The sequence below is a fragment of the Microbacterium sp. NPDC057944 genome (assembly GCF_042887445.1).
GTDB classification, from domain to species: Bacteria; Actinomycetota; Actinomycetes; order Actinomycetales; family Microbacteriaceae; genus Microbacterium; species Microbacterium natoriense.
Genome location: NZ_JBHVPJ010000001.1, coordinates 184834 through 205521 on the forward strand (window position 1 = coordinate 184834; position 20688 = coordinate 205521).

General features: G+C 70.0%; 22 protein-coding genes and 1 tRNA gene. 5 read left to right on the top strand and 18 right to left on the bottom strand.

The window, feature by feature from the left end; all coding sequences use genetic code 11:
- Nucleotides 1-56: 56 nt before the first annotated feature.
- Nucleotides 57-986: a LysR family transcriptional regulator gene (locus tag ACFVRO_RS00870; RefSeq protein ID WP_386948232.1), complete on the top strand. Its 930-nt coding sequence runs from the start codon at nucleotides 57-59 to the stop codon at nucleotides 984-986.
- A 186-nt stretch (nucleotides 987-1172) separates the two neighbouring features.
- On the opposite strand, the gene ACFVRO_RS00875 is transcribed toward ACFVRO_RS00870, so the two are convergent.
- The 8 genes from ACFVRO_RS00875 to ACFVRO_RS00910 all read right to left on the bottom strand — a co-directional run bounded on the left by ACFVRO_RS00875 (nucleotide 1173) and on the right by ACFVRO_RS00910 (nucleotide 8469).
- Nucleotides 1173-4526 (bottom strand): ATP-binding protein, encoded by a 3354-nt coding sequence (locus ACFVRO_RS00875; protein ID WP_386951572.1) that lies wholly within the window; start codon nucleotides 4524-4526, stop codon nucleotides 1173-1175.
- Complete coding sequence (locus tag ACFVRO_RS00880; protein WP_105674756.1) at nucleotides 4523-5185, bottom strand: DUF4194 domain-containing protein; 663 nt, start codon at nucleotides 5183-5185, stop codon at nucleotides 4523-4525. The genes ACFVRO_RS00875 and ACFVRO_RS00880 overlap by 4 nt, the downstream gene beginning before the upstream one ends.
- Nucleotides 5178-6641: a DUF3375 domain-containing protein gene (locus ACFVRO_RS00885; RefSeq protein WP_386948235.1), complete on the bottom strand. Its 1464-nt coding sequence runs from the start codon at nucleotides 6639-6641 to the stop codon at nucleotides 5178-5180. The genes ACFVRO_RS00880 and ACFVRO_RS00885 overlap by 8 nt, the downstream gene beginning before the upstream one ends.
- 40 nt (nucleotides 6642-6681) lie before the next feature.
- Nucleotides 6682-6921: a toxin gene (locus tag ACFVRO_RS00890; protein ID WP_386948238.1), complete on the bottom strand. Its 240-nt coding sequence runs from the start codon at nucleotides 6919-6921 to the stop codon at nucleotides 6682-6684.
- Nucleotides 6918-7181 carry a ribbon-helix-helix protein, CopG family gene (locus ACFVRO_RS00895; RefSeq protein WP_105674762.1) on the bottom strand — a complete coding sequence of 88 codons (264 nt, stop codon included), beginning with the start codon at nucleotides 7179-7181 and terminating at the stop codon, nucleotides 6918-6920. The genes ACFVRO_RS00890 and ACFVRO_RS00895 overlap by 4 nt, the downstream gene beginning before the upstream one ends.
- 21 nt (nucleotides 7182-7202) lie before the next feature.
- Entirely contained in the window at nucleotides 7203-7589 is a 387-nt protein-coding gene (locus ACFVRO_RS00900; RefSeq protein ID WP_386948241.1) for a hypothetical protein, read from the bottom strand.
- 125 nt (nucleotides 7590-7714) lie between these two features.
- Nucleotides 7715-7787, bottom strand: a tRNA-Arg gene (locus ACFVRO_RS00905).
- A 64-nt stretch (nucleotides 7788-7851) separates the two neighbouring features.
- The gene (locus ACFVRO_RS00910; RefSeq protein ID WP_386948243.1) at nucleotides 7852-8469 is read right to left on the bottom strand and encodes an asparagine synthase; all 618 of its coding nucleotides are present in this window, start codon (nucleotides 8467-8469) and stop codon (nucleotides 7852-7854) included.
- 134 nt (nucleotides 8470-8603) lie between these two features.
- On the opposite strand from ACFVRO_RS00910, the gene ACFVRO_RS00915 reads away from it, so the two are divergent.
- A complete protein-coding gene (locus ACFVRO_RS00915; protein WP_386948246.1) occupies nucleotides 8604-9443 on the top strand; it encodes an SDR family NAD(P)-dependent oxidoreductase in 840 nt (279 codons plus the stop codon).
- Nucleotide 9444: 1 nt separating this feature from the next.
- On the opposite strand, the gene ACFVRO_RS00920 is transcribed toward ACFVRO_RS00915, so the two are convergent.
- The 8 genes from ACFVRO_RS00920 to ACFVRO_RS00955 form a co-directional block, all read right to left on the bottom strand.
- Complete coding sequence (locus ACFVRO_RS00920) at nucleotides 9445-10302, bottom strand: hypothetical protein (RefSeq protein ID WP_386948249.1); 858 nt, start codon at nucleotides 10300-10302, stop codon at nucleotides 9445-9447.
- A gap of 5 nt (nucleotides 10303-10307) precedes the next feature.
- Nucleotides 10308-10553 (bottom strand): hypothetical protein, encoded by a 246-nt coding sequence (locus tag ACFVRO_RS00925; protein WP_386948251.1) that lies wholly within the window; start codon nucleotides 10551-10553, stop codon nucleotides 10308-10310.
- Nucleotides 10554-10627: 74 nt separating this feature from the next.
- Nucleotides 10628-12865, bottom strand: a complete 2238-nt coding sequence (locus ACFVRO_RS00930; protein WP_386948254.1) for a heavy metal translocating P-type ATPase — start codon at nucleotides 12863-12865, stop codon at nucleotides 10628-10630.
- Between the two features lie 9 nt (nucleotides 12866-12874).
- The gene (locus tag ACFVRO_RS00935; RefSeq protein WP_181155899.1) at nucleotides 12875-13084 is read right to left on the bottom strand and encodes a heavy-metal-associated domain-containing protein; all 210 of its coding nucleotides are present in this window, start codon (nucleotides 13082-13084) and stop codon (nucleotides 12875-12877) included.
- A gap of 103 nt (nucleotides 13085-13187) precedes the next feature.
- The gene (locus tag ACFVRO_RS00940; RefSeq protein ID WP_386948255.1) at nucleotides 13188-13844 is read right to left on the bottom strand and encodes a GntR family transcriptional regulator; all 657 of its coding nucleotides are present in this window, start codon (nucleotides 13842-13844) and stop codon (nucleotides 13188-13190) included.
- A 131-nt stretch (nucleotides 13845-13975) separates the two neighbouring features.
- Nucleotides 13976-14617: an NADPH-dependent F420 reductase gene (locus tag ACFVRO_RS00945; protein WP_386948258.1), complete on the bottom strand. Its 642-nt coding sequence runs from the start codon at nucleotides 14615-14617 to the stop codon at nucleotides 13976-13978.
- A 38-nt stretch (nucleotides 14618-14655) separates the two neighbouring features.
- Nucleotides 14656-15585 (bottom strand): GNAT family N-acetyltransferase, encoded by a 930-nt coding sequence (locus tag ACFVRO_RS00950; protein ID WP_386948261.1) that lies wholly within the window; start codon nucleotides 15583-15585, stop codon nucleotides 14656-14658.
- Between the two features lie 36 nt (nucleotides 15586-15621).
- Nucleotides 15622-16860 (bottom strand): low temperature requirement protein A, encoded by a 1239-nt coding sequence (locus ACFVRO_RS00955; protein ID WP_386948264.1) that lies wholly within the window; start codon nucleotides 16858-16860, stop codon nucleotides 15622-15624.
- A 253-nt stretch (nucleotides 16861-17113) separates the two neighbouring features.
- On the opposite strand from ACFVRO_RS00955, the gene ACFVRO_RS00960 reads away from it, so the two are divergent.
- The gene (locus ACFVRO_RS00960; protein WP_386948267.1) at nucleotides 17114-17464 is read left to right on the top strand and encodes a hypothetical protein; all 351 of its coding nucleotides are present in this window, start codon (nucleotides 17114-17116) and stop codon (nucleotides 17462-17464) included.
- A 67-nt stretch (nucleotides 17465-17531) separates the two neighbouring features.
- Here the strand turns inward: ACFVRO_RS00960 and sufU are convergent, their stop codons facing one another.
- The gene (gene sufU / locus ACFVRO_RS00965) at nucleotides 17532-17966 is read right to left on the bottom strand and encodes a Fe-S cluster assembly sulfur transfer protein SufU (RefSeq protein WP_341940244.1); all 435 of its coding nucleotides are present in this window, start codon (nucleotides 17964-17966) and stop codon (nucleotides 17532-17534) included.
- Entirely contained in the window at nucleotides 17963-19255 is a 1293-nt protein-coding gene (locus ACFVRO_RS00970) for an aminotransferase class V-fold PLP-dependent enzyme (protein ID WP_386948270.1), read from the bottom strand. Before ACFVRO_RS00970 ends, sufU begins: the two co-directional genes overlap by 4 nt.
- A gap of 126 nt (nucleotides 19256-19381) precedes the next feature.
- On the opposite strand from ACFVRO_RS00970, the gene ACFVRO_RS00975 reads away from it, so the two are divergent.
- Nucleotides 19382-20263, top strand: coding sequence for an RNA polymerase sigma-70 factor (locus tag ACFVRO_RS00975; RefSeq protein ID WP_386948273.1), 882 nt, complete (start codon nucleotides 19382-19384; stop codon nucleotides 20261-20263).
- Nucleotides 20260-20643, top strand: a complete 384-nt coding sequence (locus ACFVRO_RS00980) for a hypothetical protein (protein WP_386948276.1) — start codon at nucleotides 20260-20262, stop codon at nucleotides 20641-20643. Before ACFVRO_RS00975 ends, ACFVRO_RS00980 begins: the two co-directional genes overlap by 4 nt.
- Nucleotides 20644-20688 lie beyond the last annotated feature (45 nt).

Genomic DNA, 20688 nt, shown 5'->3' on the forward strand with positions numbered 1-20688 from the left:
TGCCTAATAACTCCAATGCATAGTTCGAGTCAGAATCATGCGGCTAAGCTATGGCCATGAACCTGGAGCAGCTGCGCGGTTTCGTGGAGGTCGCCCGGCTCGGGCACTTCACCAGAGCCTCCGAGAGCCTGCACCTGGCGCAGCCCTCGCTGAGCCGGCAGATCTCCACACTCGAGCGTGAGCTCGGGGCCGAGCTGTTCCACCGGGCACGCGGACACATCGCCCTCACCGCCGCCGGAGAGACCCTGCTCCCCCGGGCGCAGCGGATGCTCGCCGAGGCCGACGCCATCCGCGAAGAGATGGGCGAGCTGGCCGGACTCCGCCGCGGACGCGTGCGCCTCGGGGCTCCGCCGACCCTGTGCATCAGCCTCGTCGCCGAGGCCCTCAGCGCGTTCCATTCCTCCTACCCCGACGTCGACCTCCATCTCACCGAGAGCGGCTCCCGCCTGCTCGTCGAGCAGCTCGCCGTGGGTGCTGTCGACATCGCCCTCATCACCGAGTCGACGGCGCAGCCCGTTCCGGGGGTGAGCCTCACCCGCACCCCTCTGCTCGCCGAGGAGCTGGTGGTCGTGTCATCCGCGGCCCATCCCCCGATCGCCGAGGATGCGGTGATCGACATCCACCGGCTGTCGACGCTGCCGCTCATCGTGTTCGACGACAGCTACTCCCTGCGGACGACGACGGATGCCGCCTTCCGCGCCGCCGACCTCACCCCGAACGTCGTGTTGGAGGGGGCGGAGATGGATGCCGTGCTCCGCTTCGTCGAGCGCGGAGTCGGCGTCGCCGTCGTGCCCGCCATGGTGCTGCTCGATCGACCCGAGCTGCGGTCGGTCCGCTTCGCGCACCCCTCGATGACGCGCACGATCAGCCTCGCCCACCGCTCTGACGTGACACCTGCGCTCGCGGTGGCGGCGATACGCCACGCGATCATCTCCACGGCGACCGAGGTCGCCCGCCGCGACCCCGCCATCACGAGCCTGCTCTAGCCCGCCCCCGTCCGGCCCGGTTCGGTCCGGCACGGCGCCGCGCGCCCGCTGTCCCGGCATCCGCGCACCCAGGCGCCCAACCGTCGCGAACGGCGGGGCCCTCGCGGAGAACCCAGCATCCGCGGCGGTTCGGCACCCCCACACGAGACGCCCCTCGCCCGAGAGGCTTCAGCGCGAAACCCGGGGTCAGGCGTCTTCCGGGAGCCCGACCTTCGCCTTGGCCCAGGAGCGGCCCCTGGTGTCCTTGAGGATGTCGTACTCGACGTCGACGTGCGGCTCGATCGCGCTGTACTTGTCGTTCGGCGCGCCGATGACGAGCTGGAACCCGAGCCCACGCCAGGCGCCGATCGCCCGCTTCGTGAAGTGCGCGTCGGCCTTGATGAGCGCCTCGTCCATGAACACCGGCGCGTAACGAGGACGCGGGGCGCCGGCGTCGCCGAGCTGGTAGCGCAGCGCGGCGCCGACGATGAACGCCACGAGCTCCTGCGACTCGCCTCCGGACTTCTCCCCGATGTGGTCGTAGAGGGCGACGTGCTCGCGAGTGACGGCGTGGATGCGCTCCGCGCTCACCCGCACGTGGTTGCGCACGTCGATGAGCTCCGCGAAGTCCGGAGCGGTGCGCCGCATCCGCCCGATGAGACGGCTCATCCTGCGGTAGACGGCATCGCGCTCGGCATCCGTGGAGGCAGCCTCGATCAGCTGCCTGACCTCGCGGAGCTCCCTGAGGAATCGCTTGCGCGCCTCGGACTGGTTCTCCCGCGGCGCGATCTGCAGACGGTGATCGTCGTCGTAGAAGGGCAGCTCGGCCATGATCCGGTTGATCGGCTCGATGCGGTCTTTGATCTCGCGACGGGAACGGGCGAGCGTGGAGTCGAGACTCGTGAGGTCGTTGCCGGAGAGCTTGAGGAGACTGTCCCGCCACTCGATCTCGAGCTCGTGCAGCCCGTTGGTCTGCAGCGCCTCCAGGATGCTCTCGAACTCGGCGACCGACTCGTCGGGGTCGGGGAGGATCGTGAGGTCGTTCCAGCGCTCCAGGAAGCCCGTCATGAGCCGGCGCATGCTCTCGCGCTGCTCGTCGTAGGCCTCCGCGGCGGCGCGACGATCCTCGAGCAGACGCTGAGCGGCGGTGCGCAGCGCGGTGTCGAGGTGCGCGAGCCGCTGCGCGGCTGTGGGGCTCGCCGCGTCGACGAGCAGGAAGCGGGAGTCGAGGAAGGACGCATGGCCGTCTTCCAGGGCGATGCCGCCGGCGTCGGCAGCATCGATCACGCTCTGGCAGGCGTCGACCTCGTCCGTGACCTGAGCCCAGTGCGCCTGCGCCTGCTCCAGGTCGCTCGTCAGCCGAGCCTCCTCCTGGCGGAGACGACCGGCGCGGACCTTCAGTTCGTCGGCCTGCCGCGTGAGCTGCGCGATCTCGGGGTTCCCCTCGGTGACCTCCGCCTCGACGGCGAGCCAGCGCGTGCGCTCCGCCTCGACCGCGGCGACGTCGATCTGCTCCCAGGTGAGATCCTCGATCCTCGCGAACGCCTTCGATCGCGCCTCGATGCGGTCGAGCGCGGTCTCGGCATCCTGCGCCGCCGACGCCGCCTCCTCGTACCGGGAGGCGAGCTCCTGCAGCTGCTCGTCGAGCTCGCGCAGCCGACGGTCGTTCGTGAAGCCGAGCAGGTTGCCGCGGCCCTGCCCGCCGTGCGCGCCACGGCTGCCCTGCGACACCTGCCCGGTGATCGTGAGCGCCTTCTGGTGGTCGCCGAGCTGCGCCGAGGAGTCGACGCAGACGTACCCGAAGCGCTCCTGCAGACGCTGCTGCAGCCATCCGGTGAACGGGGTCTTCTGGTGGTCGAGGCGACCCGGGAGCGTCTTCGCGTCTGCGGCGCGCAGCTCGGCCAGCCCGGTATGCACGCCCTCGTAGTTCAGTCGCTCCGGAGTGCGGATGCCGTTGATCGCCGCACGGAAGCCGTCGAGCTGAGCGACGTCGATCAGGAGGGTCCTCGCGAAGCCGCCGAGGGCGAGGTTGAACGCCTCGCGCCACGGCTCGAACTCGGTGCGCACCTCGACGAGCTCGCCGACGAAGGGCAGTTCGCTCGGATCGAGTCCGGCCGCCTCCGCCAGCAGGGTGCGGGACTCGTCCAGGTGCGCGGGGATGCTGCTGCGCATCCGGCTCGTGCGGTCCCGCTCACCCTGCGCACGATCCAGCTCGGACTTCGCCGTTCGGCGCGCGGTCTCGGCGTCGGCGAATTCCGCACGCAGGTCGCGCACCGACACACCGGGCGCCGCGCTGCGGGCTCCCTTCACGAGAGCCTCGAAGTCCGCCGCAGACGACACGTCGGCGCCGAGCTCCTTCGCGACGAGGTCGAAGCGCTCGCGCTCGCGGCGCACCTCCTCCAGACGACGCTCGGCGACCCTGAGCTCGCGCTGTGCCGTCTCCAACCGGTCTCCGCCCGACTGACGCAGCACGTCGAGAAGACCCTCGCGCTCCACGTCAGCCGCCTCGACGAGCGCGCGCTTCTCCCGGACGGAGAGCTGCAGCGAACGCGTGCGGTCGCCCAGCTCCGTCTCGACCTCGCGCAGCAGACCGAGACGACGCTCGGCGCTCCACAGTGCGGCGAGAGACGACGGCTCGGAGAACACGCCCACCTCGTCGATCACGCGCACGCGCTCGGCTGCCGCCGCGATCCGCTCCTTGATGCCGCGGATCGGCTCGAGCGCGCTCACCTGCTGCTTCGCGGTGAGCATGCGCGTCCGCGTGCTCTCGAGTTCGTCGAAGTGCGCGACCACGGCATCCGCCGTCGCCATCGTCTCCGGCTCTTCGAGCACGAGCTTCTTGTAGAGGTCGTCGACCGTGGTGATCTGCTGACCAGCCTGGATCCGCGCCAGGAGGCTGATCGCCTTCGCACCGGAGCCCGCGGCGCCGATGCCGAGCACGGCGTGCAGGCGCGCGGAGAACTCGCGATCGGTGGCGAGGGTCTCCAGCCCGGCGTCGCGGACGGCGGCGTCGGAGAGGCGCTGCGCCGCGGCCTGCTCCAGCCGCGCCAGATCGAAAGGGCCGTTCACGGTGGCGCGCACGCGGACAGTGTCTTCGAGGACGCGCGCGTCGGCGGGGATGTACCACGCCCGCACCGCGGTGAATCGGGTCCCGTCGTGGTCGAGCCACGTCGTCGCGATCGCGCTCCAGGTGTCTTCGCCGTCTCCGCGGAGGACCCGCAGCTTGGTGCCGTCCTCCGTGCGGGACTCGTCGATCTTGCCTCGACCGTAGGACAGGATGTTCCGCTGCTCGTCTCCGCGCGGGCGGCCGGTGACGCCGCCGTTCGATGCGCCGTTGAAGGGCGTCGTGTGCGGCATCATGAGCGCGATGTAGGCGTCCATCAGCGTGGACTTGCCCGACCCCGATCCACCGCAGAGCAGGGTCGCGTACGGCGAGAACCGCACGCGGTGCGGTCCGCCGTCGTATCCGCCCCAGTTGATCAGCTGCAGGTCTTCGGCGACCCACTGCTGCCCCCGCGAACCGGCGGGGATGAGCCCGAAGAGCGTGTCCACCATCGTCATCGCGCGACGACCTCCTGCGATCGCAGCCATTCTCGAAGCTCCTTGAGCGTCTCCGCGCTGAGGACGACCTCGACGAGGGCGCTGATCCGGTAGCGCCCGCTGGTCTCCTCGTGCACGATGCCCTCTCGGTCGAGGCGGTCCAGGGCGTTCCTGATCGCCTTCTGCTGCCTGGCCGTGCTGCCCTCGACCTCGGTGAAGTAGCTCAGCACGGTCTGCTCGACGTCTTCGACGTCGATGCGGACGGATGCCTCGCCCGCGGCCGACTCGCGCTGATAGACCGTGCGCAGATGCACGAGCACCAGGGTCTCGGCGCGCGAGTACGGGGTGTCCTTGAGGAGGACGGGCATGTCGATCTCGTCGGAACGCAGCTGCTGCTTGTAGGCGAAACCGCGGCCGTGGTCGACGACCAGACGGAGGTACAGGTCGTTCAGGCGCGACTCGATCACCTGCTGGTGGTCGAGCAGCAGCGTCCACTCCCGGCGGTTGCGCTCGGCGGCGATGAACCGGCGCTGGAGGATGTGCACGAGCACCCGTCGGATCTCGGGATCGAGCGTTCCGCGGTCGCCCGGGAAGTGCTCCTCGATGTCGTCTTCCATCGCGATCGGGGAGATGAACGGATCATCGACCGGCGCCGCCGTCTCGAAGTCTTCGTCAGTCATGTGCTTCTTCCTTCGTGGTGCGCGCCGTGACCGCGCCGAACGCGAACCGTCGCGTGGTGCCGTCCGGACGCAGGGCGACGACCACCGACACGTCGTCGCCCTCGCTCATGCCGTTGCGATGGGCGATCTCCAGCAGGCCGAGGAGGTCGACGGGGCGACGGGTGTCGTCCGCGGCGTGCGCGAACGCCGTGCCGAGGTCGAACTCCTCCCCGAGGCCCGCGACGTACTCCTCCAGCTCCGCGTACCGCGGCCCGCCCCAGGCCCTGGTGTCGGCGTCGACGAACTCGACGTCGACGGCATCCGCGAGCGGAGCCGGCGCTCCGGGCGGGCGGACATCGCTCGACGTCTGTCGGAGGTGGCCGAGATCGACGAGCGGCATGCTGCGCACCGGCTCGGCGACGGATCCCCCACCGCTCCATGCGTGGAGGCCGGCGATGACGTCGCGCAGCAGGTCGTCGATCTGGCGGTCCCGCAGGGGGTCGTGGGTCTTCACCTGTCCCGTGATGACGTGGGATGCGCGGCGCTGCGCCGCCAGCACCTCCTCGACGCCCAGTTCGACCCGCCGGCCGATCGCGTCGAGCTCGGCGCGACGGCTCCCGTCGAGCATCCGCGCGAACGGCTGCCGGAGCAGGGTGTGGAGCTGGTCGTTGAGCGCGTCGATGCGCTCCGGGTCGCCGATCAGCCGCAGCGCGCCGGAGAAGGCGCGCCCCTCGGGGGTCGACTGCATGACGTCCTGCGCACGCTGCAGGTACTCGCGGAGCACCTCGCCCGTCGGCCGTTCGTCACGGCGCAGATGGGCGACGACGTCGCGCTGCATCGCCTTGAGCGACTCCGCCACGCGGGTGAAGTCGGCCGGCAGCTCGCGCGCCAGATGGAGGACGTTCTCGGCCTCTTCGAGCAGTTCCTCGTCGTCGAGCGGATCGGCGCTGCCGGACTCGGCGATGCGCGCGATCTCGGCATCGAGCACCGCGCGCTCCTCGCGCAGCCGCGCGAGACGGCGCTCAGGGTCGGCCTCTGCACTGTCGGCAAGGTGCTCCACGGCCTCCAGCAGCGTGCGCACGCGCGAGTTCGAGACGCGCGTGCGCCCACCTCCCGTGCGGCCGGCGATCTCCAGCGCCTCCACGGCGTGCGCGGAGAGGCGGTACACCTCGACGTCGTCGTCGATCTGCTGCACGAGCCAGCCCAGACGGACCCAGTGCCGGCACACGTCGCGGCCGCTGCCCGCAGGAACCCGACGGTCGTCTTCGTCGTAGCCCGCCGCCCTCAGCTCATCGAGCACCTCGGTCAGCTCGGCATGGGCTTCGGCGATCGGGACGGAGGCGCGATCCGCCGTGAACAGGATCGAGAGGGAGGCGACGACGAACGGCGCGAATCGGCCGTGGAGAAGGTCGAGGGTCGGCGTGCTGAACGCCGTGACAGCGCGGGAGTACGCGGCCTCGGCTCGGGATGCAGTCACACCTTCGAGATTATCCTGAGCGGCGGACGGCGACCGCACGTCATGGAAGCAGGTCGAGCATCTGAGGCCGGGCCTTCATCGCGTGGATGACGAGTTCGTTACCGCTGTCGAACACGAGGACCACGGTTTCCAGCAGTCTCCCCTGGGTATCGAACCCGAGCCTCAGCTGGCGGGATGGCGTGTCCTCGTCAAGATCCTCGATCCACAGAGGCCAGGATGCCGCCTGCCGCGCGTCGTCCTCCGAGATGCCGTGCTTGCGCGCCGAATCGTGGATGTTCACGCAGCGTATGCGGCGAGCGCAGCCCGAATCAACTCAGACCGAGTCGTGTGGTGCCGTGCCGCACTCGCATCCAGCTCAGCGAGCTCCTCGCTCGTCAACCTCAGCGCGACGACCTGCGACGGTTCAGCACCCCGGCCAGGTCGTCCCCGTCCGCGCTTCTTCAGCTCGGCGACGTCATACCCGGCTTCTGCCTCTGCGGCCCAGTCGGAGATCTGCTGCTCTGTGACGGGAGCCCCGTTGATCGTCTCACCTGCGCTCATAAGATAAGCGTAATACGAAACTCACGCGTGAACCAGACCCGCCACTGCCACCTGCGGGTCCCGGCGACAGAACAGTCGGCAGTGCGAGCGACTACCGCTCTTCCCCTGATGCGGGCGCCCCTCCCGGGCGAACTGACGCGTCACCTCCACGGCGCCGAAGACGAGGGCCAGCACGAAGATGAGATCGAAGATCACGGCGAAGACCGTGAACGGGATCCTCTCCGCGTCCGCCTGAGTGATCTCGCCGAACCACCCCAACACGGCGACGACGGTGAAGCACGCGGCGATCGCGCCGAGAGGCACAAGAGTCACGACTCCCCACACGATGCGTCGTGCCGCCGTGCGCGGCGCTCGGCGCAGACCCTCGTGGAAGAGACCGGAGGACGCGCTGCCGATACTAGCGGCCATCCTCTGCCGTACGACGTGCGCAGACGGCGCTCCCGCCGCCCGAACCGTGGGACTCACATCCCCCGTCAACGCAGAAACGGCCCCCGCCGAAGCGGAAGCCGTCTCATCACTGTCTCAACACAGTGTGCGCCCGAAGGGACTCGAACCCCTAACCTTCTGATCCGTAGTCAGATGCTCTATCCATTGAGCTACGGGCGCCCAGCCCGCTCAGCGGGCCGTGGAACAGCCTACAACAGTCTCCGCCGGAAAGCGAAACGGGGCCTCAGTCGCCCTTCGACGCCCCCTTGGAGGCCTTCGCCGACTCCTTCTCGGCCGCCTTCTGCTGCTTCTTCCTGCGCTTCTCCTTGGCCCGCTGCTCCGAGGACAGGGCCTGCAGATCGACGAGCCTCAGCGCCTGCATCCGCGCCTCGCGCATGCGCTCGTAGTCCGGGTCCTGGTCGGGACGCATGCCCTCCACCTTGAGGCGACGATCGAGGTTGTGGCGCACGTCGGCCCACGCGGCCTTGCGGGCCTCCTCGACGATCACCCCGAGCTCTTCGGGGTCTTCCATCATCTCGCGCAGCTTCGCGGCGACGCCGTGCGACTGCCTGGCCCTGCGCTTGAGGTTGCGCACATCGCGATCGCGGTAGTCATGGGTGCCGACCGGGTCGGAATGACGGCCGCGAGCACGCTTGCGGAGCGCGTTCAGCGCCTTCTCCGACTCCTCGGCCTCCTCGGCCATCGCGCGGAGGGCCTCACGGGTGTCGGCGATGTACTTCTCGGTGTCGAACACGCCGTCCTCGGCGATCGTCCCGACGAGGATGTGGTTCTTCACGGCGAGGCGCGCGGCAGAGGTCGCGATCGCGACGCCCTCAGCGATGGCATCCGCAGTTCGTCCCACCGCAACCTCCTCTCTCACGAGCGTAGCGGTTCCCCTCCCCCGGCTGGTCGGTCAGAATGGATCACGATCAGGAACTCCCCGCCTGCGACGAAGCACGAGGGCGCACACCCGGAAACGCGCCAGGAGGAGGATGCATGCAGCGTCTCGCCCTTGCCGGAAGCACGACCGTCATCACCGGCGCCGCCAGCGGGATGGGCGCCGACATCGCGCGCCTGCTGGCCGCCTCCGGCGCGCATCTCGCGCTCATCGATCACAACGCGGAGGCGCTGGATGCCGTCGCCGCCGAACTCGCCGGCACGACCGTCACCACGCACGTCGTCGATCTCCGCGACGACGACGCCGTGCTCGCGGCATCCGCCGACATCGTCGCCGCCCACCCTCGGATCAACGCGCTGATCACCTGCGCCGGATCGTCGATGCTCGGCAGCCTCGAGCAGCTGACGATGGAGGAGATGCGCTGGCTCGTCGACGTGAACCTCTGGGGCACGGTGTCGATCACGAAGGCCCTGCTGCCGGCGCTCAGGTCGGCGCCGGCCGCGCACATCACGCACCTCGCCAGCGTGTACGCACTGGCAGCTCCGGCGGGGCGCATCCCGTACTCGCTGAGCAAGTTCGCCGTCCGCGGCTTCTCCGAGGCCCTGCGGCACGAGCTGGAGGGCACGTCCGTCACCGTCGGGGCGGTGTACCCCGCTGGCGTCCGCACGGGCATCATCCTGCACGGCCGATATGCGGCCGCGATCGACCCGGCGGTGGCGGCGAGGGCGGCGTCGGCGCAGGCGGCGATGTACCACACCGAGCCGGCGGATGCCGCGGCGCAGATCGTCCGCGCGACCGAGCGGCGCCGCGCGCGCACGATGGTGGGCAGGGAGGCCGGGCTCATCGACGTGCTCGTGCGCCTCGCGCCGCGCTCCTACTGGAAGGCGATGCGGCGGCCGCTCCGCGAGGCGATCGACACGACGACCCCGATCTCCTGACTCAGCGGACCGCGCCGACCCAGATCCCCGATGCCCAGGCCTGCTGGTCGGCGTCGCATCCGACCGCTCCGGGGAAGCCGCGGACGACGGCCATGCAGTTCGCGAGGAACTCCGGGTCGCTGCCGAACATGGTCCGATACGTCGATGACGAGGTCAGCGCACCCCACACCTGGAACTGGTAGATGTGCGCGAGCTCGTGCGCCATGGCCCAGTTCAAGCGGTCGGCGCTCCAGCCGACGATGCCGGCGCTGTATTTGATGTAGCCGTTGCTGTTGGCGCACGCCGCCGCGCTCCCGCCCGCGCATGAGGTCGACTCGTACAGACCGACTCCCGCACCGCCGACACGGTCGAGCGCCGCGCGCACCCTCGCATAGCCGTCCGGCCCGCTCGACGACCACGCCGGTCCCCCTGGTCCGCTCCGGGCCGACTGGGCCGCCTGCCACGTCGCCACGTCGCCCGTCACCTTCGCCGTGAGCGCATGCACCGTGGCGGTCGCGGCCTGCACGACCGCGGGGTCCTTGCGCTCGGCCAGCACGGACTGCTGCGCCGACAGCGCCGAGGCCCTGGTCGCCGAGGTATCGATCTTGCCCTCAGCGCCGCTCAGCGCCGAGGTCAGCGCGGCGACCTCCGTGGTGAACGCGGGCCTGACGGCGAGCACGGCCGCCCTGTCCGCAGCATCCTTCTCCGCGGCGTCGATCAACCCGTGCAGGTGGTCGGAGCGCCCCTGGGCGTCGTCCAGCGACGCCACGACGGCACGCAGCTGGGCGACGGTCTCGGCCCGCTCGGCATCGAGGGCGTTCGCCCGTCCGACGACGCCCGCGGCGACGACGACCGCGAGGGCCGCCGTGACCGCCAGCATCCGCCTCACTGCAGGAACCCCGTGACGTCGGAGAGCTGCGCGTCCTGTTCGGCGATCTGCGACTGCAGAGCCGCCAGCTTCTCGGACAGCCCGTGGTTCGCGGCCCGCAGCTCGGCGACCTCCCCGCGAGCATCCTCGACGGCGGCCTTGGCCTCCTGCAGAGCCGCCACGCGCTGCTGATCCGCGGACACGACGAGGACTCCGCCGCCGATCACCAGCAGCCCCCCGACGACCACCGCGATACTCCGCATCTCGCTCCCCAGAACGCATGACTTCCGGAAAGAATCCGTCTAGGGCCCAATATAGCCTCGTGCTGGGAGCGCTCCTAGGCCGTTCTCATCCCGGGCGCGGCGCTGCGGAACCGACGCAGCCGGAGGCTGTTCAGCACCACGAACACGCTGGAGAACGCCATGGCGGCACCGGCGAGCATCGGGTTGAGCAGACCGAGAGCGGCGAGCGGGAGCGCCGCGACGTTGTACGCGAGCGCCCAGAACAGGTTGCCCCGGATCGTGCCCAGCGTGCGGCGCGCGAGCCGGATGGCGTCGACCGCTCCCCACAGGTCGCCCCGGACGAGCGTCAGGTCGGATGCCTCGATCGCGGCATCCGTTCCCGTGCCCATGGCGATGCCGAGGTCGGACGAGGCGAGAGCCGCGGCGTCGTTCACGCCGTCACCCACCATCGCGACGACCCTGCCCTGCGCCTGCAGCGCGGCGACCTCGGCGACCTTGCCCTCGGGGAGCACTCCGGCGCGCACCTCGTCGATGCCCACCTGTGCGGCGACCTGCCTCGCGGCCTTCTCGTTGTCACCCGTGAGCAGCACGGGGGTGAGGCCGAGGCCCCTCAGAGCCGCGATCGCGTAGGCGCTGCTGGGTCTGACCTGATCGGCGACGACGAGGATGCCGCGCACCGCACCGTCCCACGCGACGGCCACGGCCGTGCGCGCCTCGGACTCCGCACGGTCGAACGCGGCGGCGAGATCGGCCGGGAGATGCAGCGCCCAGTCGGCGAGCAGCGACGGGCGCCCCGCGATCACGGCGTGCGCGTCGACGACACCCGAGACCCCTCGGCCCTGCGCGTTCTGGAAGTCGGACACGGCGGGGAGGTCGCCGAACTGCTCGACCGCAGCCCGCACGATGGCCTGCCCGATCGGGTGCTCGGATGCCTCCTCGACGGCGGCCGCCAGCCGCAGCACCTGCAGACGGTCTTCGCCGGCTGCGGGGACGACATCGAGCAGGGTCATGCGTCCGCTGGTCACCGTGCCGGTCTTGTCGAGCACGATCGTGTCGACACGACGCGTGGACTCCAGCACTTCCGGGCCCTTGATGAGCACGCCGAGCTGGGCTCCTCGGCCCGTGCCGACGAGAAGCGCCATCGGCGTCGCGAGACCGAGCGCACAGGGGCACGCGATGATGAGGACGGCGACGGCGGCGGTGAACGCCGCAGCGGCGCCGCCTCCCGCGAGGAGCCACACGGCGAGGGTCACCGCGGCGATCGCGAACACGATCGGCACGAACACGGCCGACAGGCGATCGGCGAGGCGCTGCGCCTCCGCCTTGCCCGACTGCGCCTCCTCGACGAGCTGCGCCATGCGCGCCAGCTGCGTGTCGGAGCCGATGCGCGTGGCCGTGACGAGCAGGCGCCCGCCCACGTTGACCGTGGCGCCGGTGACCGTGTCGCCCGGCGTCACCTCGACGGGGACCGACTCGCCGGTGAGCATCGAGGCGTCCACGGCCGACGAGCCGTCGAGCACGATGCCGTCGGTCGCGATCTTCTCACCAGGGCGCACGACGAACACGTCTCCGACGAGGAGCTGAGACAGCGGCATCCGCGTCTCGACGCCGTCTCGGAGGATCGCGACGTCCTTCGCACCCAGCTCTCCGAGTGCCCGCAGGGCGGCGCCCGCGCGGCGCTTCGACCGCTGCTCGAGGAACCTCCCGAGCAGCAGGAACATCGTCACTCCGGCGGCGACCTCGAGGTAGATGCTGCCGAGCCCGTCGCCGCGCTCGATCGTGAACCGGAACGGGTGAGTCATCCCCCACATGCCCGCAGTGCCGAAAAACAGCGCGTACAGCGACCAGAGGTAGGCGGCCGTGACGCCGACCGAGATCAGGGTGTCCATCGTCACGGCACGGTGGCGGGCGTTCAGCCAGGTCGCGCGGTGGAAGGGCCAGGCGGCCCAGGTGACGACGGGGGTGGCGAGCACGAGCGACGCCCACTGCCAGCCGGGGAACTGCAGCGGCTCGACCATCGCGAGGACGATCACGGGGATCGCCAGCGCCGCGGCGACGATCAGGCGCAGACGCAGGAGCCGGTACGCGGCATCGGGCTCACCGTCTTCCTCCTCGCGCGGGAGCGCGGCGGAGTAGCCGGTGCGCACGACCTCGGAGATGAGGTCGTCGACGTCGATGCCCGGAGCGGCCTCGACGTGCGCCTTCTCGGTCGCATAGTTGACGGAAGCCGTGACCCCGTCGATGCGATTGAGCCGCTTCTCGATGCGCGACGCGCACGACGCGCACGTCATGCCGCCGATCTCGAGATCGTAGGTCGCTCCTGCGCCTGCCATGATCGCCCCTCAGGCGCGCGCGGCGCGGTAGCCGGCCTCGTCGACCGCGGCCAGGACGGCCGCGTCATCGAGCGCGGAATCGGAGGTCACGACGAGCGTGCCCGATGCGGCGCTGACCTCGATGCCCGTCACTCCGTCGAGCTTGGCGACCTCGCTCCGCACCGAGCCCTCGCAGTGCCCGCAGGTCATCCCGGTGACGGCGTAGGTGGTGGTGTTCATGATGTGCTTCCTCTCGGCAGTGTCCCGAAGGTCGGAACCTATACCCCCTAGGGGTATCTACCTTTCGACAACGATACGCCCGAACCGGCTATTTCCGCAAAGTTCAGATCGCGTAGACGACGTTCCCGAGACGCGCCTCTGCGGCCGCCTGGCCGGACACCAGATGCTCCGGAACGAGTCGCCGGAGCGCCTCGACGTCACGCGCAGCCACCGCGTCGAGGAGGACCCGGTGCTCTTCGGCCATGGCCAGCAGGTCGTCGTGCTGACCGAACAACCACCTCAGCCGCGTGACGAAGACCCCGATGAGCTCGGCGAGCATCGAGTTGCCTGCGAGGTCGGCGGCGACGCCGTGGAAGTGCGCTGCCGCGATGCGGGCGGCCTCGGCATCGCCCGTCTGCGCCGCGAGGAGCTCGGTCGCGTAGGCGGCGCGCAGCCGGGAGAGCCCCTCGTCATCGTGGCGCTGGGCCGCGAAGACGAAGATCAGGGTCTCGATGGCCTCGCGGACCTCGCCGAACTCCTGGATGTCCTGGTGCGTGAACTCGCGCACCACGGCCCACGTGCGCGGCCTCGAGACGACGATCCCCTCGGCGACCAGAGCGCGGATCGCCTCGCGGACGGGCAGCCGCGAGACGTCGAGCTCGGCGGCGATGTCGCGTTCCACGAGCCGTGATCCCGGCACCCGCCGCCCCAGGATGATGTCGTCGCGCAGCACGCTCGCCACTCGCACCGACTCGAGTTCGCCGGCCCCCGCCTCCGTCATGCTCGAATTCTCTCACCATGCGGAAGCCGACGGCAATCTGGTATTCCAACGGCACGCATGGATCTTCCGCCCGGATACGAAGAAGGGGAGCGGATGCCGCAGCATCCGCTCCCCTTCTTGCCGCCGCCCGCTCAGGGCAGGCGGTTCGCGATCGCCAGGTTCGCCCGCAGCTCATCGGCGTTCTGCCGGACGACATACGCCGGACGGTCGCGCTCGACCCGCCAGGACTCGCTGAGCGGGCCGACGTTCACCGCGTCGAATCCGATCTCGTCGTAGAAGCGCGTGACGAAGGCGACCGCCTCCGCGTCGTCTCCGGCCACGGCGAGCGCACGACGGTCGTCCGAGCCCGCCGGAGCGCCGTCGGACGTGATGTCCGCCGCGAAGATGTGGTTGAAGGCCTTCACGACCTTCGACGTCGGCAGGTGCCGCTGGACGATCTCGGATGTCGTCGTCTCACCCTTGTCGAGCGCCTCGATGCGCCCGTCGCGCTCGAAGTAGTAGTTGTTGGTGTCGAGCACGACCTTGCCGGCGAGCGGTTCGACGGGGATCTGGTCGATGGCGCGCAGCGGCACCGTCACGACGACCGCGTCACCCGCCTCGCCCGCTTCGACCGCCGTTCCGGCCTTCGCACGCGGACCGAGCTCCGCGACGAGGTCGGCCAGCGTCTCAGGTCCGCGCGAATTGGCGATCACGACGTCGTACCCGTGCGCCACCGCGACGCGCGCGATCTGACTGCCGATGTGTCCTGCACCGATGATTCCGAGAGTTGTCATGCAGGGGGAAACCTCGCGCCCCTCCACGTATTCCCGTCTCAGAGATCAAGGAAATACGACTCCTCGACGCGTCGGTACCCCAGCCGCTCGTAGAGCTCGATCGCGCCGGTGTTGAAGCCGAAGACGTGCAGTCCGACCGAGTCGGCCCCGAACGCCCGAGCCTCCCGCTCGACGGCGAGCATGAGCGCCCGCCCGTATCCCCTGCGCCGCTGGTCGGCCGCCACCTCGATGTCGAGCACGAAGGCGTGCGGGCGGTCATCACGCAGGCGCGCGCCGATCCACAGGACCCCGACCTCTACCCCGTCGACGGATGCCGTGAAGAACGACTGGCCCGCCGAGTCGAGCCCGTCGGGGAGCTCGAGCTGCATCTGACGGTGGGACTCGGCGACCGCTTCCTCGGGGGTGTACCGCCCGGAGTCGACGAGGTCGCCGGCGAACGCCGCCTCCGAGGCCTCCGCGTATCCGGGGAAGCGCTCGGCCGTCATGGGTGACACTACGACGTCGTCTTCGGCTGCGCGCTCTGGCAGGGGTTCGAGGACCATCTGGATCGAGGCGAGGGCGAATCCCCTCCCGGCGATGAGTGCGTGGCCGGCCTCGTCCTCAGGGAAGAGCCCGGTGCTGAGCCGTGTGGCGCCCTGCTGTCGGGCGATGACCTCGATCTCCGCGAACAGCTCGTCGGCGGGGAACCCGCCCTCGACCGCGAGCTCGATGACGAAGAGCTTCTCCCCCGCCAGCGCCAGCCACAGCGTGCCGAGCTCGCGACCGCCCTCGGTGATGACGAGGACGCGGGCGGCCGGCGAGTCGACGCCTTCGGGGAGCACCTCCGCGAACACGCGCGCGGCGTACTCGACGGCATCCGCTCCGACCCGGTAGCCCGAACGCCGGGAGCGCTCCACGAGCCGCGCCTCGGCAGCAGCCCTCCACTCGTCGAACCGGTCGGCGGGCAGAGGAGCGAGCTGGATCGACATGACTCCATCATGTCGCGTCATGCCGTCGAACGGACGTCAGCTCGACGCGCGAGCCCCCTCCTCCACCACCGCGGCGAGCTGCGCGTCGAGCGTGCGCCAGGCGCCCAGTTCGAAGGAGAGCACGATCGCGACCGGCGAGATCACGACGACCAGCAGGCACGCCCACAGCGGCCAGCCGATCGCCGCGAGGACCACGGCGAGGACGGGGAGCGCGATCACCGTCGACTGCAGCGGGGTGTTCTTCGGCAGCGCGGAGACCAGCCAGGCGTGCAGCAGGTAGAGCGTGACCATGAAGATCAGCACGGGCACCGCGATCGAGGAGATCGCGACGAGGGTGCTCACGTGGTAGTGCTCGTCGTAGACGTAGCCGATCACGTGCAGCCCCGCGCCGACCGCGGCGATCGCCGCGAACAGCAGGATGTGGCCGTACCCCCACACGAGCGCCTTCGACCGCCGGACCGCGAGGATGGGCGCGCTCGGCACGAGGAAGTAGACCCACCACAGCGCGAACGCCATCAGGACGCCGAGGCCGACGACCATGATCGACGACACCGTCCAGCCCTCGGCCGCCGTGATCGACTGCGCCGCGGCGAGGGTTCCGAAGACCGTCTCCCCGAGAGCGATGATCGTGAGCAGGGCGTAGCGCTCGGCGATGTGGTGCGGATGCCACGGCGTCGCCCCGCCTCCGTAGTGGGCGCCCTTCGCCTCCGCGAGGATCGGGCTCGACCAGTCGATCGCGAGCACCACGATCGCGGCGAGGAGGAAGCCGAGCGGATCGAGCGGGAGGAAGATCAGCAGCACCCATCCGATCTGCGCGATGCCGATCGACACGGCGTAGGTCTTCGCGACCGCGCGGTACTTCGGGTTGCCGTGCGCCGCTCTGAGCCACTGCGCGATCACGGCGACGCGCATCACCACGTAGCCGGCGACCATGACCTCGTTCTGCACGGGCTGCCCGCGCTCGATCGACGCGAACATCGTCGGCAGGCCGATCGCGAGCACGATCACTCCCGCCATCTGCACCATCGTCAGCACGCGGAACAGCCAGTCGTCCGTGTCGAACGCCGACGCGAACCAGGAGTAGTTGATCCAGGCCCAGACGATCGCGACCATCGCGAAGGCGAACGCGCCGATGCCGGCGAGGATGTCGCCGTGGGCGATGGACGATGCGAGCGCGTTGCCCGCGACGCCGAAGGCCGCGACGAAGGTGAGGTCGAACAGCAGCTCCAGCGGCGTCGCCGCGCGATGCGACTCGGTGGAGTCGCGCCCCGTCATGCGCCTCAGGCCGTGTCGGTAGTAGCTCGGTGTGGACAAGATGAAACCCCCAGATGCCCCAGTGTGTGGGAACACGATACTGCGACTCCGGAAGCCGGGTCACACGGAGACGCGTGTCCAGTCCGCTGCAGGGCGCGGGAAGGCGAACTGGCCTGCATCGCCACCCCCTCGTCCACCCACTACCTGACTACCATCGGTCACAGACTGACCAGCATCAGTCTTCGCAGACCACGAAGAAGAGGATTGAACACACATGGGCGTTTCCGTCTACTACTCGCTTACCCGCGAACGCCCACTCACACCCGACGAAGCGCATGCTCTCAACACCGCATTCGACGGTGCGACACTGCCGAACGGCACCGAGCCGCTGGCGTTCTACGAAGAACCCGAGACCGTCGTGAGCACCGACGACTGGGAGCTTTCCGGCTCGAGCAAGCTCCCGTCCAACCTCTTCACCGCGCCGCGTGCGGTCAAGAAATTGCTCCGAGGGCTTTCCGCCGCCAGGCGCGCCGTCCCGGACGCCGACTGGTCAGTGCAGCTCGACGACGAACCAGTGGCATGGAACACCGAGACCACGGAGTACGACCTCAGCTCCTCACGCTGACGAACGCGCACCCTCTGCGACGTCGATGCGATGCCCGGGAAGGGGCTCCCGTCTCATATCCGGCTCCTCAGCTCTTGGCGAGCGCATCCTCCGCGGCGACCCAGGCCAGCATCGCGCACTTGACCCTGGCGACGTACTTCGAGACGCCGCCGAGCGCCGCGGCGTCGCCGAGCAGCTCCTCGTCGGGGAGGATCTTTCCGCGGGAGCGCATCGCCTCGCGGAAGGAGGCGATGCGCATCTCCAGGTCGTCGACCGTGAGCCCCTCGGCGAGCTCGGACAGCAGGGACGCGGATGCCTGCGAGATCGCGCAGCCGTGCCCCTCCCAGGCGATCGCCTCGACCGAGCCGTCGGCGGCCCGATGCACCTGCAGGGTGATCTCGTCGCCGCAGGTGGGGTTGAGCTGGTGCGACTGCGCCGCGATCTCGCCGCGCAGCCCGAAGCCGTGCGGGGTGCGCGAATGGTCGAGGATGAGCTCCTGGTACAGGTTCTGCAGGTCGCTCATGCGCCCCTCCGGAAGAAGTCGATGGCGCCGGCCGCGCCCGCGATGACGGCGTCGATCTCGGCATCCGTCGTGTAGAGATAGGTGCTCGCCCTCGTCGACGAGGTGATGCCGAGGCGGCGGTGCAGCGGCTGTGCGCAGTGGTGGCCCACGCGCACCGCGATGCCGAGGTCGTCGAGGTACTGCCCGACATCGTGCGAGTGGATGCCGGCCACGTCGAAGCTCGCGAGGCCCACGCGCGGCAGGTCGATCCCGGCGCCGAGGACGCGCACGCCCTCGATCGCGCTCAGCCCCTCGACGAGACGCGCGCCGAAGGCGGCCTCGTGCGCGGCGATGCGATCCATACCCACCTCGGAGAGGTAGTCGACGGCCGCGGCGAGCGCGATCGCCTGCGAGACGCGCTGCGTGCCGGCCTCGAAGCGCTGCGGCGGCGGCAGGTACTCGGCCTCGGTCGTCGTGACCGTCGTGATCATGGAGCCGCCGGTGAGGAACGGGGGCATGGCCTCCAGCAGCTCCCGACGTCCGTACAGCGCGCCGATGCCGGTCGGTCCGAGCATCTTGTGCCCGGAGAGCACGGCGAAGTCGACGTCGAGCGCCTTCACGTCGAGCGGCAGGTGGGGCGCCGACTGGCAGGCGTCGAGGAGCACGAGCGCGCCGACGGCCCTGGCGAGCCCGACGAGCCGGTCCACGGGGTTGATCACGCCGAGCACGTTCGAGACGTGCGTGAAGGCGACGATCCTCGTGCGCTCGGTGATGAGCTCGGCGGCGACATCGAGCCGCAGCGCGCCGTCGTCGTCGAGCGGGACGACCTTGAGCGTCGCTCCCGTGCGCGCGGCGAGCTCCTGCCACGGGATGAGGTTGGCGTGGTGCTCCATCTCGGTCGTGACGATCTCATCGCCCGCCCGCAGGCGCACGCGCTCCGCGGCCGCTCCCCCTCGCCCGAGCGAGGCGTTCGAGATCGAGTACGCGACGAGGTTGATCGCCTCGGTGGCGTTGGACGTCCACACGATCTCGTCGTCGGAGGCGCCGACGAACCGGGCCACCGTCGCGCGGGCGTCTTCGAACAGCTCCGTCGCCTCGGCCGCGAGGGTGTGCGCGCCGCGGTGCACGGCGGAGTTCATGGTCGACGCGAACTCGCGCTCCGCGTCGAGCACCGCGAACGGGCGTTGCGAGGTCGCTCCGGAGTCGAGGTAGGCGAGCGGGTGCCCGTTCACCTCGGACTGCAGAATCGGGAAGTCGGCGCGCAGTCGCTGCACCTCGGCCTCGGTCAGCGGGGCGATCGATCCGGTCATCCTTCTAGCTTCTCACCTGGCGCTGTGTGCGAGGGTCGTGTCACGCATGCCGGGAGCATCCGGTCAGAGCTGACGAGGAGTGCGCCCGACCGGCGGGCGTACCCTGGATCGACGAAACGAGGGGCGATGGCGGAGGGCGATCTGGACGAGGCCGTCACCGTGTTCGACGCTCAGCGACGGCGACTGTTCGGCATCGCGTATCGGATGCTGGGGACGGTGGCCGATGCAGAGGACATGGTGCAGGAGACCTGGATCCGCTGGCAGGGCGCCGATCGCTCCGGCATCCGGGAGCCGGGGGCGTTCCTCGCGACGATCATCACCAGGCTCTCGATCAACGCCCTGCAGTCGGCGCACGCGCGTCGGGAGACGTACATCGGACCGTGGCTGCCCGAGCCGGTGAACACGGACGACGACCCGACTCTCGGGGCCGAGACGGGCGAGGCGTTGCAGTACGCCGTGCTGATCCTGCTCGAGAAGCTCAGCCCGACCGAGCGGGCGGCCTATGTGCTGCGGGAGGCGTTCGACTACCCGTATCCGCGCATCGCGGAGATCATCGCGACGTCCGCCGTCAACGCGCGTCAGCTGGTGAGCAGGGCGCGCACCCACCTCTCCTCCGCCCGGAGGACGACGGCGAGCGCGCACGAGCAGCGCCGTCTGCTGGAGGCCTTCGTCACGGCCGCCCAGCGCGGCGACGTGGACGCGCTGGAGAGCCTTCTCGCGGAAGACGTCGTGAGCCGCACCGACGGCAACGGAGCGAAGCTCGCCGCACGCATCCCCGTGTCGGGACGCAGCAGGGTGGCGGCGTTCATCGCCGCGTTCTCCGGGCACTTCTGGACCGGCAAGCGGGTGGGCTGGGTCGAGGTGAACGGCCAGCCGGCCGCCACCCTCGCCGTCGACGGCGATGTCACCACCCTCGTGACGATCACGGCGGGCCCCGATGGCATCGAGCAGCTGCTCTGGGTCATGGCCCCCGACAAGCTCCGCAACGCGGAGCCGAGCAGGGCATGACCTCACGGCGAACTCCGGCGTGGTGGCGGCGTCGCAGCCGGGACGCACCGGATGCCGCGCTGATGCAGAACTTGGCGGCGGCTATCGGTGACGGCGACGCGACGGCGATGCGGATGCTGCTCGCTCCTGTCTCTCGCCTGGTGATCGACGGCGGGGCGGCAGTGGAGAGCGGAGAGCTTCGCGGTCGCGACGCGGTCGCGATCGCGCTCGCCTCCGCCCCCTCGGAGGTTGCGATCGTGAGTATGAACGGTGCGCCAGGTCTCACGATCCTCCAGCGCGGGCAGGTCGTGGCGACGCTGAGCGTGTCGGTTCATCGACGCCTCATCACGGCTGCGTGGTCAGTGCGCAATCCGGACAAACTGCGCCATTGGAACCGCTGACAGACTTCGAGACTTCCATCAACTACTTCACAAGTATCACTTAAG

Excerpts from the sequence above, each read along its gene's own strand:
- ACFVRO_RS00870 (WP_386948232.1), top strand. The coding sequence starts at position 57 with ATGAACCTGGAGCAGCTGCGCGGTTTCGTGGAGGTCGCCCGGCTCGGG.
- ACFVRO_RS00875 (WP_386951572.1), bottom strand. The coding sequence starts at position 4,526 with ATGACGATGGTGGACACGCTCTTCGGGCTCATCCCCGCCGGTTCGCGG.
- ACFVRO_RS00880 (WP_105674756.1), bottom strand. The coding sequence starts at position 5,185 with ATGACTGACGAAGACTTCGAGACGGCGGCGCCGGTCGATGATCCGTTC.
- ACFVRO_RS00895 (WP_105674762.1), bottom strand. The coding sequence starts at position 7,181 with ATGAGCGCAGGTGAGACGATCAACGGGGCTCCCGTCACAGAGCAGCAG.
- ACFVRO_RS00900 (WP_386948241.1), bottom strand. The coding sequence starts at position 7,589 with ATGGCCGCTAGTATCGGCAGCGCGTCCTCCGGTCTCTTCCACGAGGGT.
- ACFVRO_RS00915 (WP_386948246.1), top strand. The coding sequence starts at position 8,604 with ATGCAGCGTCTCGCCCTTGCCGGAAGCACGACCGTCATCACCGGCGCC.
- ACFVRO_RS00920 (WP_386948249.1), bottom strand. The coding sequence starts at position 10,302 with ATGCTGGCGGTCACGGCGGCCCTCGCGGTCGTCGTCGCCGCGGGCGTC.
- ACFVRO_RS00925 (WP_386948251.1), bottom strand. The coding sequence starts at position 10,553 with ATGCGGAGTATCGCGGTGGTCGTCGGGGGGCTGCTGGTGATCGGCGGC.
- ACFVRO_RS00930 (WP_386948254.1), bottom strand. The coding sequence starts at position 12,865 with ATGGCAGGCGCAGGAGCGACCTACGATCTCGAGATCGGCGGCATGACG.
- ACFVRO_RS00935 (WP_181155899.1), bottom strand. The coding sequence starts at position 13,084 with ATGAACACCACCACCTACGCCGTCACCGGGATGACCTGCGGGCACTGC.
- ACFVRO_RS00940 (WP_386948255.1), bottom strand. The coding sequence starts at position 13,844 with ATGACGGAGGCGGGGGCCGGCGAACTCGAGTCGGTGCGAGTGGCGAGC.
- ACFVRO_RS00945 (WP_386948258.1), bottom strand. The coding sequence starts at position 14,617 with ATGACAACTCTCGGAATCATCGGTGCAGGACACATCGGCAGTCAGATC.
- ACFVRO_RS00950 (WP_386948261.1), bottom strand. The coding sequence starts at position 15,585 with ATGTCGATCCAGCTCGCTCCTCTGCCCGCCGACCGGTTCGACGAGTGG.
- ACFVRO_RS00955 (WP_386948264.1), bottom strand. The coding sequence starts at position 16,860 with ATGACGGGGCGCGACTCCACCGAGTCGCATCGCGCGGCGACGCCGCTG.
- ACFVRO_RS00960 (WP_386948267.1), top strand. The coding sequence starts at position 17,114 with ATGGGCGTTTCCGTCTACTACTCGCTTACCCGCGAACGCCCACTCACA.
- sufU (WP_341940244.1), bottom strand. The coding sequence starts at position 17,966 with ATGAGCGACCTGCAGAACCTGTACCAGGAGCTCATCCTCGACCATTCG.
- ACFVRO_RS00970 (WP_386948270.1), bottom strand. The coding sequence starts at position 19,255 with ATGACCGGATCGATCGCCCCGCTGACCGAGGCCGAGGTGCAGCGACTG.
- ACFVRO_RS00975 (WP_386948273.1), top strand. The coding sequence starts at position 19,382 with ATGGCGGAGGGCGATCTGGACGAGGCCGTCACCGTGTTCGACGCTCAG.
- ACFVRO_RS00980 (WP_386948276.1), top strand. The coding sequence starts at position 20,260 with ATGACCTCACGGCGAACTCCGGCGTGGTGGCGGCGTCGCAGCCGGGAC.